This window comes from Pseudoalteromonas sp. T1lg10, assembly GCF_002964545.1.
Lineage (GTDB): Bacteria > Pseudomonadota > Gammaproteobacteria > Enterobacterales > Alteromonadaceae > Pseudoalteromonas.
Window position 1 is genome coordinate 356,788 of the sequence record NZ_PQBV01000018.1, and the last position, 14,789, is coordinate 371,576.

10 protein-coding genes and 1 rRNA gene are annotated in these 14,789 nt (G+C 46.3%); 4 read left to right on the plus strand and 7 right to left on the minus strand.

From position 1 onward, the window contains the following. Positions 1-58 precede the first annotated feature (58 nt). The 7 genes from C2M17_RS07900 to C2M17_RS07930 all read right to left on the minus strand — a co-directional run bounded on the left by C2M17_RS07900 (position 59) and on the right by C2M17_RS07930 (position 12,136). Positions 59-2,698 (minus strand): hypothetical protein, encoded by a 2,640-nt coding sequence (locus tag C2M17_RS07900; protein ID WP_105200279.1) that lies wholly within the window; start codon positions 2,696-2,698, stop codon positions 59-61. Further along, the gene (locus C2M17_RS07905; protein WP_105200280.1) at positions 2,698-3,303 is read right to left on the minus strand and encodes a hypothetical protein; all 606 of its coding nucleotides are present in this window, start codon (positions 3,301-3,303) and stop codon (positions 2,698-2,700) included. Before C2M17_RS07905 ends, C2M17_RS07900 begins: the two co-directional genes overlap by 1 nt. A 471-nt stretch (positions 3,304-3,774) precedes the next feature. Continuing rightward, positions 3,775-6,387 (minus strand): hypothetical protein, encoded by a 2,613-nt coding sequence (locus C2M17_RS07910; protein WP_105200281.1) that lies wholly within the window; start codon positions 6,385-6,387, stop codon positions 3,775-3,777. Then, the gene (locus C2M17_RS07915; protein WP_233997935.1) at positions 6,387-6,992 is read right to left on the minus strand and encodes a hypothetical protein; all 606 of its coding nucleotides are present in this window, start codon (positions 6,990-6,992) and stop codon (positions 6,387-6,389) included. The genes C2M17_RS07910 and C2M17_RS07915 overlap by 1 nt, the downstream gene beginning before the upstream one ends. A gap of 752 nt (positions 6,993-7,744) precedes the next feature. Next, positions 7,745-10,249 (minus strand): hypothetical protein, encoded by a 2,505-nt coding sequence (locus C2M17_RS07920; protein WP_105200283.1) that lies wholly within the window; start codon positions 10,247-10,249, stop codon positions 7,745-7,747. Then, positions 10,246-10,854, minus strand: a complete 609-nt coding sequence (locus C2M17_RS07925) for a hypothetical protein (RefSeq protein WP_105200284.1) — start codon at positions 10,852-10,854, stop codon at positions 10,246-10,248. The genes C2M17_RS07920 and C2M17_RS07925 overlap by 4 nt, the downstream gene beginning before the upstream one ends. Before the next feature lie 421 nt (positions 10,855-11,275). Beyond that, positions 11,276-12,136 (minus strand): YicC/YloC family endoribonuclease, encoded by an 861-nt coding sequence (locus C2M17_RS07930; protein ID WP_105200285.1) that lies wholly within the window; start codon positions 12,134-12,136, stop codon positions 11,276-11,278. A gap of 168 nt (positions 12,137-12,304) precedes the next feature. Here C2M17_RS07930 and rph point away from each other — a divergent pair, with 168 nt between their 5' ends. From rph to C2M17_RS07950, 4 genes are all read left to right on the plus strand, one after another. Next, on the plus strand, positions 12,305-13,018 hold the full coding sequence (gene rph, locus C2M17_RS07935) for a ribonuclease PH (protein ID WP_105200286.1): 714 nt from the start codon (positions 12,305-12,307) through the stop codon (positions 13,016-13,018). A 26-nt stretch (positions 13,019-13,044) separates the two neighbouring features. Then, entirely contained in the window at positions 13,045-13,689 is a 645-nt protein-coding gene (pyrE, locus tag C2M17_RS07940; protein ID WP_105187767.1) for an orotate phosphoribosyltransferase, read from the plus strand. 58 nt (positions 13,690-13,747) lie between these two features. Continuing rightward, positions 13,748-14,140: a diacylglycerol kinase gene (locus C2M17_RS07945; RefSeq protein WP_105200287.1), complete on the plus strand. Its 393-nt coding sequence runs from the start codon at positions 13,748-13,750 to the stop codon at positions 14,138-14,140. Positions 14,141-14,709: 569 nt separating this feature from the next. Next, positions 14,710-14,789: ribosomal RNA gene (locus C2M17_RS07950) — 16S ribosomal RNA — on the plus strand; the annotation flags it as partial.

Consider the following 14,789-nt stretch of genomic DNA (forward strand, 5'->3'; position numbering starts at 1 on the left):
TTATAAATAGAAAAATGGCCCAGTTAAGGGCCATTGCTTAGGAGTCACAACACAGAGATTAATATTTGTCGTCTAGGTGTTCACAGCGACCAAATTCGGCACCGCCTGTAACTGCTTCTATAACTTGTTTAGGGAAGCTTAGTTCTTGGTTTACACCGCCTTGACATACAAAGGCTTTGTTGGCGTCAATCTCAATGGTGATTGGCGTAGAAGCTCCAACCAGACCAGCCATCATTTCTGAGCCATTGGCGCTGACACCAAAGATACCGTTAGTCATCAGGTTCTTAGCTTCAATCACACCTTGCTTAGCGAAGAACTCTTCACCCGTCATCCAGCCAATACCTTCTAGATAGATGGTTGAACCCGCTGGCATACCACCGATTAGAGTACGACCTGTGATAAGCGATAAATCGTCGTTGGCATCCATTACCATCATCAAAGGCAGGCCTGAATTTGCGGCAATGTCTTCATGGGTTAGGTTGAATGGCGATGCACACATGTTCATACCGAAGTTAACAAAAGGTACATCGTCACACCAACGCAGGCCACCTAGTTCGGTGATTTCGTCGGTACCGGCATGCCATACTTTCACACCCTGACCGAAGGCTCTGCGACCAAAGCCACGTTGTGAACCGAAGGCGATGCGCTCACCATCTTGAGAAATAACTGAGGCATTGAGGGCTCCAAAGTCTTTAAACAAATCGCGTAATTTGCCATCGACCCAAGCCAGTTGCGAATTGTTATTGTTGCCCGAACCGGTAATGGTTTTACCATTGCCAGACACTTTGTCGGCGCGAACCCAGGCTTCTGTGCGCTCACCGTTGATAAGCACCTCGTAACTATTGTTCCATCTGCTAGGGATAAACTCTAAGCCATCCGTAAGCAGGGTTGCTTTACCTGTTTTGGTATCCCAAATCGTGGGCACACCGTATGACTGAGAAGCCTCGCCAGGCGCACACTCATTGCCGCCGGCAGTCGGTTTACGTGAATTACCCACTACAATGTGACCTGTGTCATCCATATCCCAAATAGCATGAGAGCTCACGCTTGTCTGGCTGCCTAGCGCACAGGTGTTGTTGCTCGGGTCTTCTAACTCGGTTAATTGATTCGAACGAAGGTCCCAAATCGCACCTTGAGCAATGCCGTTGCCATCCATATCGGCCAGCACTGCGGCTTTTGTTGCCGTTTTATTCATTGCTGCATTGGTTGCTTTCAATGGGGCAAAGCCTTCGGGGGTGACCACTGTCTCAAAAGAGTTTTGCACGCTGTCATAGATAAAAGGAATGCCCGTTAGGGTCGTGCCCAGTGCCTTCTTACCATTCTTCGAGTGATCAACGACAAACGCAGAAATAAGTGGCGTGTATTGAATGCCGCTGTGATAACCATTGAAGTACATTTCCACTTCTTTGGTCTCACCGCCAGACACTATGATTTCAGTCATATCACAGGCTTGATCTAGCGCTGGAGACGTACCTTCATTCTCATTCCAGTATTCATTCTCTGAGATGATGCTCGTTGGTGTAGTTGGGTAACCACCGGCAATAATGGGATCCATATACAGAGCGTAGCGACCGCCCGGGGTCAGACCGCTGATAGTGAAAGAGCCATCAGGACCCACTAGGCCTTGGGTCAGGTTACCACTTTGCTGGGTGATCACGTCGTACAGTGGGTTATCCAGGTTACGCGCAATCATGTTCATACCCGAGTATTCAACACCTTCTTTGGTGTATAACTTACCCTTAATGGTGCCGAACTTGGATTTATAATCGGCCGTGGGGTAAAGGTCGGAAATATTGACGATATCATCACGGACATTGACCGTACCTTGCTCTAGACCTTCAACTCCGCGTACGTTAATGAAGGGGTACATGGTTTCGATGCTGTCGGTTGGCGCTTGACCACGGTTAGTGTAAGTCGTTGTGCCTGGACAACCGGCGACACCGTCATGGAGCGGGAACCAGGGTTTGGCAACATAGGTTAGATGGCCATTAGCTTGAGAGTGTGACATGTTCATGGCATGACCAAACTCATGGGTAAATACGCCCTGTACCATCTTGCCGTCGGTATCATTGATATCAATATACCAGCCATTCATCAGCGCCGTTGCCTCGAGGATCTCACCGGTTTCTTCGTCGGCAATCTCTGGGAAAGCGATACCCAAAACCTGGTCTCGAGAAATACCAAAGTAGTTTTCTAAAATAGCGCCATCGGTGTCATAGTTGACCCAAAATCCGTAGCCATTTTCTGCGCTGTAGATCTGATCTACGTTGCTGGCATTTACATCGCTAATACCCGTTTGGCTCTCAATTGTTCCCGCTATGGCCATTGACAAGGTTGAGGTTTCAACGTTGGACCATTGGGCGACCGCATCGGCGGTGACGGCATTGGCCTGGGCGATTGTGAGGAAAGTATAATCGCGATCTAGCGGGACGTTTTTTTCTAGCACTGTACCATCGGGTAAGGTGATATCTACGTTGAAGGTGGTGCCTTTTTCAAGCACGGTAAAGCTCTCAACATCGTTACCATCTTTGTCTTTAATTAACTTGCCACCATCTGTCCATACCGGGATTGTGCCTTTCGAGGTATCCCATTTATATGGCTGCATGGTTTTTTCATGAACATAAAGCGGGCCGCCTGCAATTGAACCCATAGAGATGGTAGCTAGGGCAATGCCTGCTGCAATTTTTGAAAATTTCATTACTGCTGTACTCCTGCAAGTCGACCAACTAGGCCCATAAAGGTGTCTGCGTCTAACGCACCTGGGGTTGTTATTAGGTTGCGTTCTTCATCGGTAAATTTGGATGTGTCCATATCTTCAAACAGGCCGCTGTTAGCGAACTGATTAACGGCTTTGCCGTTAGTGATCACAAACTTACCTTGTGCCATACCTGCGGTGGTTTGGAAGCCAGTGATAGAAGCCGGTTTGTACATAAAGGCAATGACGGTTTCGCCTTCATGCCATTTTGCAAAGCCCTCAGGCGTCACACCCAGGTAGACCTTGCCATTGCCCAAAGAGCGAGGCTTGATCAGGCCAAATTGGCGGAAGGTGTAGGTTGAGTCTTCTTTCAGCTTACCCTTGGCATCGCTGTCCACAGCAATGGTGATTTCGGTGTAGGGGCGCTTGTTGTCGAAGCCATCGGTTACTTTAATAACCTCACCGGCAATGATGTTTTGCGAAGCCATGGTGAGCTCCTGCAAGTTTTGCTTTTTAAGCTTCATTGCATTAGCTGACGTAGCAAGTGATAAACCTGCAGCGACAGTCAATGCGATTGAAGCCTTTTTAAGTAATGATTTAGTTTTCATTGGACACTCTCCATTGATGAATCTGTAGTAATCATCGAGCTGTTAATAACATGTTTCTGTGGTGAACATTTATTGAACATTGCGGGTGAGTATTCAATGCAATTTATGTACACTTTTGTACAGGTGTATCCAGTTGAACCGTCCCTGAGGTAATTCGTTTTTTGGTTTTAATTGGTTTAAATGTCAATTGCTTGAGTTTATTTTTTCCCTAGTTTCTAGGCCTGCCCATCACTGCACCTCCATCTTGCTTCGAGATTTTTAAGTTGATGATTTTGTTGATTTAATTTTTTCTATTTAGTGGCGTTCTTGGAGGGAGGGGTTTTAATAATCAATGGTTATGATTAAGTGGGTTTATATAATTATTTTTGTATATTTATGCAGTCAATCAAGATAAAAAGTAGTTCTAAAAGCCCTGTATGGGATATAAAAATGGCCCAGTTAAGGGCCATTACTTGGGTCACAACATAAAGATTAATAGGTGTCGTCTAGGTGCTCGCAGCGACCGAATTCAGCACCATTTTTTACTGCGGCCATAACCTGTTTAGGGAAGCTCAGCTCCTGGTTTACGCCGTCTTTACAGACGAACGCTTTGTTGGCATCGATCTCAATACTGATCGCTGCACCAGCTAAGTTAGCCATCATTTCTGAGCCATTCGCGCTCATAGCAAACCAGTTGTCGGTTAGCAGGTTTTTAGCTTCAACAACGCCTTGACGACCGAAGAACTCAGCTGCTGTCATCCAGCCAAGACCGTCCATGTAAATTGCACTACCGCCATTGTAACGTGCAGTAATGAGTGACAAGTCTTCATTTGCATCAAGAGGGATCATGCTTGGTACACCGACAACAGACGATATGTATTCATGATCCAAGTTATACGGTGCTTCACAGTAGTTAACGAATCGCTGGATGTAAGGAATGTCATCACACCAACGCATGCTGCCTAGCGCCTCAAGCTCATCTGTTTGGGTATTCCAAACTTTGATCCCGTCATACTTGCGGTCGCGGCCTTCACCAACGAGAGTATTAAACGCAATTTTTCCGCCATCTTGGCTAATTACGGCAATATCTCGGGCACCAAACTTACTATTGATGTCATGAAGTTCGCCATCAACCCAAGCCACTAGACCTTGGCTGTTGCCTGTACCAGTAATGACTTTACCATTACCTGACATACGATCGGCACGCATCCATACTTCTCTACGCTCACCATTTACGAGTACATCAATACGAGAGCCGTAAAGCGAAGGCACATATTCAAGACCACCTAGCTCAGTCGCTTTGCCAGTCGTAGTGTCCCATACCGTTGGCACAGCATATGAGCGAGCACCTTCACCTTCAGCACATTCCTCGCCACCAGATGTTGGTTTGCGGTAAGTACCGACAACAAGTTTACCTTCATCGTCTATATCCCAAATTGACTGAGAGCTCACACCTTGTTGGCTGCCCAGCGTACAGGTGTTATTTGAAGGGTCTTCCAGTTCCGCAAGCTTGTTAGAGCGAATATCCCAAACCGCACCTTGGCCAATGCCATCACCATCTAGGTCAGCAATAACAGCCGCTTTTGTAGCTGTTTTGTTCATTGCCGCGGTGGTTGAGCTAAGTAGTGCTGAACCATCTGGAGCGATCATTGTAGAAAAAGAGTTTTGCACGCTGTCGTACATGAACGGAACACCGCCTGGTGTTGAACCGAGCGCTTTTTTACCGTTTTTCGAATGCTCTGTGACAAATGCAGAAACTAATGGCGTGTATTGGATACCATTTTTGTAACCATTGAAATGCATTTCGATTTCTTTGGTTTGACCGCCGGCAACAACGATTTCAGTCATGTCACAGGCATTATCCATTGCCGGTGATGAACTCTCGTTGCTATTCCAGAATTCAGACTCAGAAATAAGCGCGGATGGGGTGGTTGGGTAACCCCCGGCTCGGATTGGCTCCATGTATAACGCATAACGCCCACCGGGTGTTAAGCCATTGATGGTGAACGAGCCATCGGGACCGATACGACCCTGCGTCATATTACCCGTTTGCTGAGTGATCACATCGTACATGGGGTTATCCAGGTTACGGGCGATCATGTTCATACCCGAATACTCAACCCCTTCTTTGGTAAACAGTTTACCCTTGATGGTACCGTACTTGGTTTTGTAATCCGCAGTTGGGTAGAGGTCGGAAATATTCACGATATCATCACGTACATTGACAGTGCCTTGCTCCATGCCTTCTGTGCCGCGCACGTTGATAAAGGGGAACATGGTTTCGATGCCATCGGCCGGCGCCTGGCCTCGACCCGTGTATTGGTTAGTTGTGCTACAGCCGGGCACGCCGTCGTATTGAGGGCTCCAAGGGGAAGCTATGTAGGTAAAATGGCCGTTTGCTTGTGAGTGAGACATATTCATAGCGTGACCGAACTCATGGGTAAATACACCCTGAACCATCTTGCCCTCGGTGTCCTTGATATCTATGTACCAACCGTTCATAAGCGCCGTTGCCTCGGTGATTTCACCGGTTTCTTCATCCGCCCACTCAGGGAAGGCAATACCCAGTACCTGGTTACGAGGGATGCCAAAATACTCTTCCAGAATTGCGCCATCACTGTCGTAGTTAACCCAGAAGCCATAACCATTTTCCGCCCCATAGATTTGGTCTACATTAGATGCATTAACGTCACTGATGCCGGTTTGACTTTCAATGGTGCCAGCAACGGCCATGTCCAAGGTCGATGTGTCAACATTCGACCACTGCGCAACGGCATCGGCGGTTACGGCGTTAGCTTGAGCAATCGTCAGGAAGGTGTAATCGCGTTCTAGGGGGATGTTTTTAGGCAACACCTCACCATCGGGTAATGTGATATCAACGTTGAACTTAGTGCCTTTCTCTAAAATGGTGAAGGCTTGAACATCGTTACCATCTTTGTCTTTAATGAGTTGGCCACCGTCGGTCCATACAGGGATGGTTCCGTTTGCAGTATTCCACTTGTATGGCTGCATGGTTTTTTCGTGGATATAAAGAGGGCCACCGGCGAATGCTCCGGCAGACAGTGTGGCTAAAGCGATGCCTGCTGCTAGTTTTGAAAATTTCATTACTGCTGTCCTCCCGCTAATTTACCGACCAAATTCATAAAGGCATCCACTTTCACAGCGCCAGGATTAGTGAGCATATTGCGCTCTTCATCAGAAAATTTTGATGTATCCATGTCGTCAAATAAGCCCGTGTTCGCAAATTGGTTTAGGACTTTGCCATCGCGCACAACAAACTTACCTTGTGCCATGCCGGCGGTCGTTTGGAAGCCGGTAATAGCGGCTGGTTTGTACATAAAGGCAATCACGTTTTCACCTTCGTTCCATTTGGCGAAACCGTCCGGTGTAACGCCTAAATACACCTTGCCGTTGCCCATTGAACGTGGCTTTAGCAAGCCAAACTGGCGAAAAGTGTAGGTTGAATCGTCTTTTAGTTTGCCTTTGGCATCACTGTTGACTGCAATGGTGACCTCGGTATAAGGGCGTTTGTTATCGAAGCCATCGGTGACCTTAATGACTTCGCCGGCGATGATGTTTTGTGAAGCGGAAGTGAGTTCTTCTAGATTTTGTTGCTTCAGCTTCATGGCATTGGCTGAGGTAGCCAGGGAAAACCCTGCAGCTACCGTTAGCGCAATTGAAGCCTTCTTGAGCATGGATTTGGCTCTCATTAGAAATTCTCCGTTGATGATTTTATTTTTATTTACTGACTATTAACACTCAGCTCTCTCTAAGGTTTTATAAATCGAATTGTTATTCAATTGATTATTTGTGCAATTTTGTATCAGAGGTTTTTTTAGAGTCTTTCTGATTAATGCTGATGTTGTTTTTATTTTTTATAAGTCGTTGATTTTAAATCTCTTGTTATTTTATTTTGTGCATCAGAAGAGTTTTGTTTACTTTTTAAATTAGAGTTTTAATTCAAATTTCACGACATTGGAGCTGATTAACTTACCTGAATGCTTATTCATTTTTATGAGTTAGATATTCTTTAATCTTTGTAGTTTTTATTCTCATATTCTTTGTCGGTATAAATGTACCTAAAATGGCTTGATGGGTTGCAATGTGAAGGGAGCGTTTTTCGGGTGATAAATGAACTGTTGTTAATTTTTTGTTTTGGCTGGTGGGCCATGTACACAACTAGATGTTTATCATCATTTTTGGCCCGGACCGTAAATGCGGTTTGTATTAATTGTCCTGTTGGGGATCCTGCAGACACAGAACACAGCGAGGGGGAATTACTTTTAGCGACTAGGATGCTATCTTGATTCGTTGGGTATCATTGAAAAACTTTGGCGGCTTCTGTTGTTGTTTGCATCTGTAAGCACAAACTCGCTGAACAAAAAATGGGACCCGACAGAGCGAGTCCCAATTGAGATATCAGACTAACAAGAAAAGCACATTGTTAGATTCTGACAAGTTACTAAATCATTCCACAGCGTCCTATTTTAGCACCATTGGCGACCGCTTCTCTTAGTCCACCAGGGAATCCGGTTAATATCGAATCACCATTGTCACACACATAAACTTGGCTCAAATCCATATACCAAGACATCCCACCGGCAACACCTAGCATTTTGCTACCGTCACCACTTAGGGCAATCGGATTACTCATCGACAATTTACCGAGTTCCGCTGCACCTTGCTCACGCAAGAAGCGGCTTAGCTCAAGCCAGCCAATACCTTCGACCCACAGGGCGCCATAATAGCCAAATCGGCTACCACCGGCTCGGCCAATTGCGACTCTGCCGTCATCGCTCAAATCGCTAACCGTCATAGGCACGGCACCGTAAGAGGCTGTGATCTCATCTGGTGATAGCTCTTTACACAGGTTCCAAGAGTAGAAGATGTATTGAATATCCTCACACCATGGCAGCGAGCCGATGTTGGTTACCGCATCTTCACTCAGTCCTTTACGTGAATCCCATAATTGAACACCGTAATTGCTGGTCAGCGCAACGCGGCTGCCGTCGAAGTTTGAGACCTTAGCTTGCTTTGCATTGAACGCGGTGGTGAGGTCGAGCATAGGACCGTCATCAACCCAGGCAACGGCCTGATTGTAATTCACCTGACCGAGCGCCACTTTACCGTTACCAGATAAGCCGTGAGCAAACGCGTACAAAGTTCGGTTCCAATTCACACCGCTGGTATCCAGTTCGCGGATACCGCCTTTTTCATCCCAGATAAAGGGTTTCATTTCGCCGGAGAAGTACTCTTGGCAGTTGCCATTGCCGTTTAAGTCTTGGTATGCCATACCGACAACAGTAGAACCTGAATCGTCCATGGCTGAACCAAGGGCGCTGATTTTTACCCCAGCGAAACTGGTAGAGACGTTACATTGGCTTTGTCCTAGATAGCCAACCGAACGCGCTTCATTACCAGACCAAACGGTGGGCTCCATAATGCCGTTGCCATCCTGATCGTGTTGCACCAAAACATGCTTACCGTTGCGGCTTAGGTATGATTCAGCACCCACATAGCGGCTGGGTAAAATTTCAAAACCGTTATTGGCATCCCACATCACCGCGCTGAGACCTGCTGTGCCAACTGCCTTACGGCCATTTTTCGACAAATCGCTAAAAGTCACTGAGGATAGGGGAGTTACTTGCACCCCTTTCATGTATCCATTGAAAGTGAAATCCGCTTCTTTGGTAACACCTGCTTCGGCGATAATAGCCGTTTGGTCGCAGACTTCATCGATCAGGGGATCACTACTTTCGTTTTCGTTCCAATATTCTGCCGTTGAAAGTAAAGGTTGAGGTGTTGTTGGGAAGCCACCGGCAACGATTGGCTCTACATACAACACGTATTGCTCACCCGGCGTCAGATTTCGAATCGTGTATCGCCCATCCGGACCGACTTTGCCCTGTGTGGCAGAGCCTGACATGTTTGACACCGCATCGAATAGCGGGTTGTTGACGTTGCGTGCGACCACATTGATCCCGCTGTACTCAGTTCTGCCATCTTTAAGGCGCAACACGCCGGTTATGGCCCCGCGGGAATTAGCATAGTGAGCACTTGGGTACAGGTTTGATATCGCCGCAACATCATCGGGATGTTCGATGCTACTTTGATTTACAGCACCTGCCTTGTAGTGATCAATGTACGGGTACATGGTTTCGATCATCGCTGGATTACCGCCGGCGATAGGGTTCACACCACAGCCAGGCACGCCTGGGTACAGCTTGTTTGCCGCTGAACTTAGATAGGCTAGTTGACCATTTACCTGAGTGTGGGAAAGGTTGATAGCATGACCAAACTCATGCGTGAATACGCCCGCAATTTTGCTGCCATCGTCATTAGGAGCCACTGCCCAGCCATTCATTATTGCTGTCGCTTCTAGAATCTCACCGGTTTCTTCGTTGGCCCATTCAGGGAATGCCATACCTAAAACAGATTGTTTCGGTACCCCAAACACGTCTTCTACAACCGAGCCATCCGTGTCATAGATTACCCAAAAACCATAGCCATTTTCGGCGCCATAGACCTCATTTGCATTTGCGGCAGTGATATCAGATATCCCAGTTTTGCTTGCAATGGTGCCTGCAACGGCCATGTCTAATGTCGCGGTTTCTACGTTTGACCACTGGGCAATGGCATTGGCCGTAATTTCGTTCGCTCGCTCAACCGTTAATAAGGTGTAGTCGCGATCGAGTACGGTGTTTTTAGGGATCACAGTGCCATCTGGCAAGGTGATGTTGAGATTGTACTTGGTGCCCTTTTTTAGCACGGTAAACGATTCAACCTGGTTACCATCCTTATCTTGAACCAGCATACCGCCATCGGTCCAAACTGGGATTGCGCCTTTACTCGTATCCCATTTGTAGGGCTGCATGGTTTTATCGTGAATATAGAGCGGACCAGCCGCCAAAGCACCAGCAGAAAGAGTGGCTAGTGCGATACCAGCAGCAAGTTTAGAGAATTTCATTGTTGTTGTACTCCCGCAAGTTTACCGACAAGGTTCATAAACACATCAATCTTCACTGCTTCTGGATTAGTAAGCATGTTGCGCTCTTCGTCAGAGAAGCTTGCAGTGTCCATGCCTTCAAACAGGCCTGAGTTAGCGAATTGGTTAATTACCTTGCCATCGCGGACAACAAACTTACCTTGTGCCATGCCAGCAGTAGTTTGGAAACCGGTGATAGAGGCTGGCTTGTACATAAAGGCGATGACGTTTTCGCCCTCATTCCATTTAGCGAAGCCGTCAGGTGTGACACCCAAATAAACCTTACCATTGCCCATAGAACGCGGCTTCAGTAGGCCAAACTGACGGAAAGTGTAGGTTGATTCTTCTTTTAATTTGCCTTTTGCATCGCTGCTGACGTTGATGGTGACTTCAGTGTAAGGACGCTTGTTATCGAAGCCATCGGTGACTTTAATTACTTCGCCGGCAATGATGTTTTGTGAAGCAGCAGTGAGTTCTAGTAAGTTTTGTTGCTTTAACTTCATGGCGTTGGCTGAAGTAGCAAGTGATAAACCTGCAGCAACCGTCAGCACAACCGAAGCCTTCCTAAGCATAGATGTAGCTTTCATTAGACCTTCTCCGTTGATGGTTTTTATTATTCACCGAGATTTTTATTATATTCACGGCGGCTTTTAGTTATTTAATAATCAGCGGATGTGGTCAATTTATTATATGTACCATTTTGTATTGAAAGTGTACTAAGTTGTTTTTGCGGATTTGAAATCGTGAAAATTTCTAACATGATGTATTGGTTTTAGTTTTTATGGGTCGTTGAGTTTTTGATAGAGGTTTTTAAATGTTTTTATAATTACTTTTTTTTGTTTGTTTTTTTAATTTCTAACCCTCTTTTTCTTTAATATATTTTTCTGTTTTATGAAGGAATAAGTGAAGGTACTAGATTGGGAAGACAGCTTGTTGCCAAGTCGTAAGGCATAAAAAAGCCCCGCATAAAGCGAGGCCGGTTAAGACGTCTAAAGTCGGGCCTAAGGTTTACTCAATATTTTGAATTTGCTCACGCATCTGCTCAATTAACACCTTAAGCTCTACGGCGGCGTTGGTGACTTCGGTATTAATCGACTTGGACGCCAGGGTATTGGCCTCACGGTTAAACTCTTGCATCATAAAGTCCAAGCGTCGGCCACAGGCACCACCTTTTTTCAGGATCTTATGGGTTTCTTTTACATGCGATTTTAGGCGGTCGAGCTCTTCGGCGACATCTTGTTTTTGCGCCAGATAGATAAGTTCTTGCTCAAGACGACTTTCATCGATCTCGGCTTGCAGCTCTTCAAGCTTTTGCGATAGCTTTTCACGCTGCCATTTGATCACTTCCGGCATATGCGCTTCAACTATGGTCACTTGCTCAAGGATGGCGTCAAGGCGAGTGCTGATCATCTGCTCAAGGTTTTCGCCTTCGCTGCCACGGGCGGCTTTAAAGTCCTCAATGGCACCGTCTAAACCGGCAAGCAATTCGCTTTGCACAGTGTCCATATCCATTTCTTCTGCTTCCATCACACCGGGCCAGCGCAGGATATCAACCGGGTTAATGTCGCCTTTACTTTGTGCCTGTACCCATTGGGCACTTTTTACCAGCTGTGAGGCCAGTGACTCGTTGATGTTGAGCTCACCCACATGGGCTGGGTTAGCGGCAAATTTTAGGAAAACTTCAACCTTACCCCTTTGTAGGTTCTTTCGCAGGCGTTCACGGATCACAGGCTCTAAACCACGAAATTGCTCAGGGGCGCGAATAAAAGTTTCCAAGTAACGTTGGTTTACGGAGCGAATTTCCCAAGTTCCGGTACCCCAGTCGCCTTTCACTTCTTGGCGAGCATACGCAGTCATGCTGTGGATCATGAATGATTTCCTAATTTTGAATAGCAGTATCGCTATGATTATACCTTAACAAAATGTGAGCTCTAGCAGAATTTTCCGGCAAAAATGGCCATTTTCATAAAAGTGCCGTGGCATAGCCGCGGGTGAACACATATAATGAACGAAATTTTTTATTGAAGGGGATAGTGAATGCGTCCTAGTGAAAGAACACCTAATCAAATTCGCCCAGTGACCTTTACTCGCCAATACACCATGCATGCCGAAGGTTCGGTATTGGTTGAGTTTGGTAATACCAAGGTTTTATGTACGGCGAGTGTTGAAGCGGGTGTACCGCGCTTTATGAAGGGTCAGGGTAAAGGCTGGGTTACCGCAGAATACGGCATGTTGCCGCGTTCTACCCATACTCGTAATAACCGTGAAGCGGCGCGTGGTAAACAAGGTGGACGTACCATGGAAATTCAACGCCTGATCGCGCGTTCCTTACGTGCGGCGGTTGATTTAAAAGCCCTGGGTGAAAACACTATCACCATAGATTGCGATGTTATTCAAGCCGATGGCGGCACCCGTACCGCGTCAATCAGCGGTGCATGTGTTGCACTTGTCGATGCGCTTACCTATATGCGCAGCAAGGGCATGATCAATACCAATCCCCTTAAACACATGATCGCTGCTATTTCAGTGGGTATCTACAATGGTGAGCCGATCAGTGACTTGGAATATTTAGAAGATTCTGCGGCTGAAACCGATATGAACGTGATTTTGACCGAAACCGGTAAAATCATTGAAGTTCAGGGCACTGCCGAGGGTGAACCTTTCTCATTCGATGAGCTTGAGCAAATGCTAAGCCTGGCGAAGCATTCTATTCGTGAAATCATCGATATCCAAAAGCAAACCTTGGCCTAACCCTTAACAGCTTGACGAGTAGAGTAATGAAAGAATATCAAAAGCAGTTTATTGAATTCGCATTAGCCAAACAGGTACTTAAGTTTGGTGAGTTCACCTTGAAGTCTGGGCGCACGAGTCCTTACTTTTTCAACGCCGGCTTATTTAACACGGGTAAAGACCTGGCCAAACTAGGTCGTTTTTATGCTGCAGCGCTGGAAGATGCAGGCATAGAGTACGACTTATTGTTCGGCCCGGCCTATAAAGGTATTCCAATTGCTACTACCACGGCGGTTGCTTTAGCGGATCATTACGATAAAGACGTACCTTATTGCTTTAACCGTAAAGAAAAGAAAGACCACGGTGAAGGCGGCAGTCTGGTAGGCTCAGAGCTTAAAGGTAAGGTCATGCTGGTGGACGATGTGATCACTGCTGGCACGGCGATTCGTGAGTCGATGGAAATCATTGCAGCCAACGGCGCGGATCTGTCAGGCGTTCTTATCGCCCTAGACCGTCAGGAAAAAGGCAAGGCTGAGTTATCGGCGATTCAAGAAGTAGAGCGCGACTTTAATACGCAGGTTGTCTCTATTGTAAAGTTAGCCGACCTTATTACCTATCTGGAACAGCAAGGTGATATGGACGAGCACCTGCAAGCGGTCAAAGCGTACCGTGACCAGTACGGTGTTGCCTAATATAGAGTAAAGAGCCCCTTCATTGGGGCTTTTTTATGGCTAAAGGAATGAGTAGTCGATGCAAGTAAATTCCAATAAACCCAATGGCCAAGGTATAGGACGATTATTTAAAGCCTTACGTTGTACTTATCTCGGTTTAAGCGCGGCAATAAAAGAAGAAGCTGCTTTTCGTCAAGAGCTGGCCCTGGCACTGCTCTTATTGCCCCTGTCTTTTATTATTGCAACCGACATTATGCATTGGCTGGCTTTAGTGGTTGTGCTGCTACTGGTTCTTATCGTCGAGTTGATCAATTCGGCGATTGAAGCGCTGACAGATAGAGTTTCTACCGATATGCACGTGCTATCCGGGCGTGCCAAGGATATGGGTTCTGCCGCAGTGACCTTATCTCTACTGATAGCCGCCTTGGTGTGGGGCGTGAGTCTTTATCAATATGTAGCGGGTGTTTCATAAGCACAGATACAATTAAAACAGCGAAAAAGGCCATTAAAAGGATATTTAATGGCCTTTTTTAATGCCTTTTGTGTGTAATTTGCGCAAACGATCCGTTTTTCGCAATTTTCTTTAAAAAAGGGCTTGCGTCAAAATCGAATCTCCCTATAATGCGACCCCACTGAGACGGCAGGCGCGACGCGCAGCGTAGCAACGCATAGCGAGGCGCTAGCGGCTCAGGGAGTCAAATAAAACTTCAGTTTTGAAAAATGAAAACTTTCTCAAAATTAAGTGTTGACAACAAATCAGGGTTGAGTAGAATGCACAGCCCTCGAGGCGCGAAAGCAGCTCGAAACGTTCTTTAAAAATATGAAGCAATCATCTGTGTGGGCACTCGTACAGATTGAGTTCTAACAGCAGATTCTAGTTCGCTAGATGACGCAAACAAATTTAGAGTCTCAATGTTTTTTCCTTAAATGGAAGTGAGTGACCAACGGCAATAAATTTATTTATTGCAGCACAGTCAATTCGATTCGAAAGAATCAAAATCAGAATTCATTGAGCATGTCCTTCGGGACAGAAAAAACTTTTAATTGAAGAGTTTGATCATGGCTCAGATTGAACGCTGGCGGCAGGCCTAACACATGCAAGTCGAGCGGTAACATTTCTA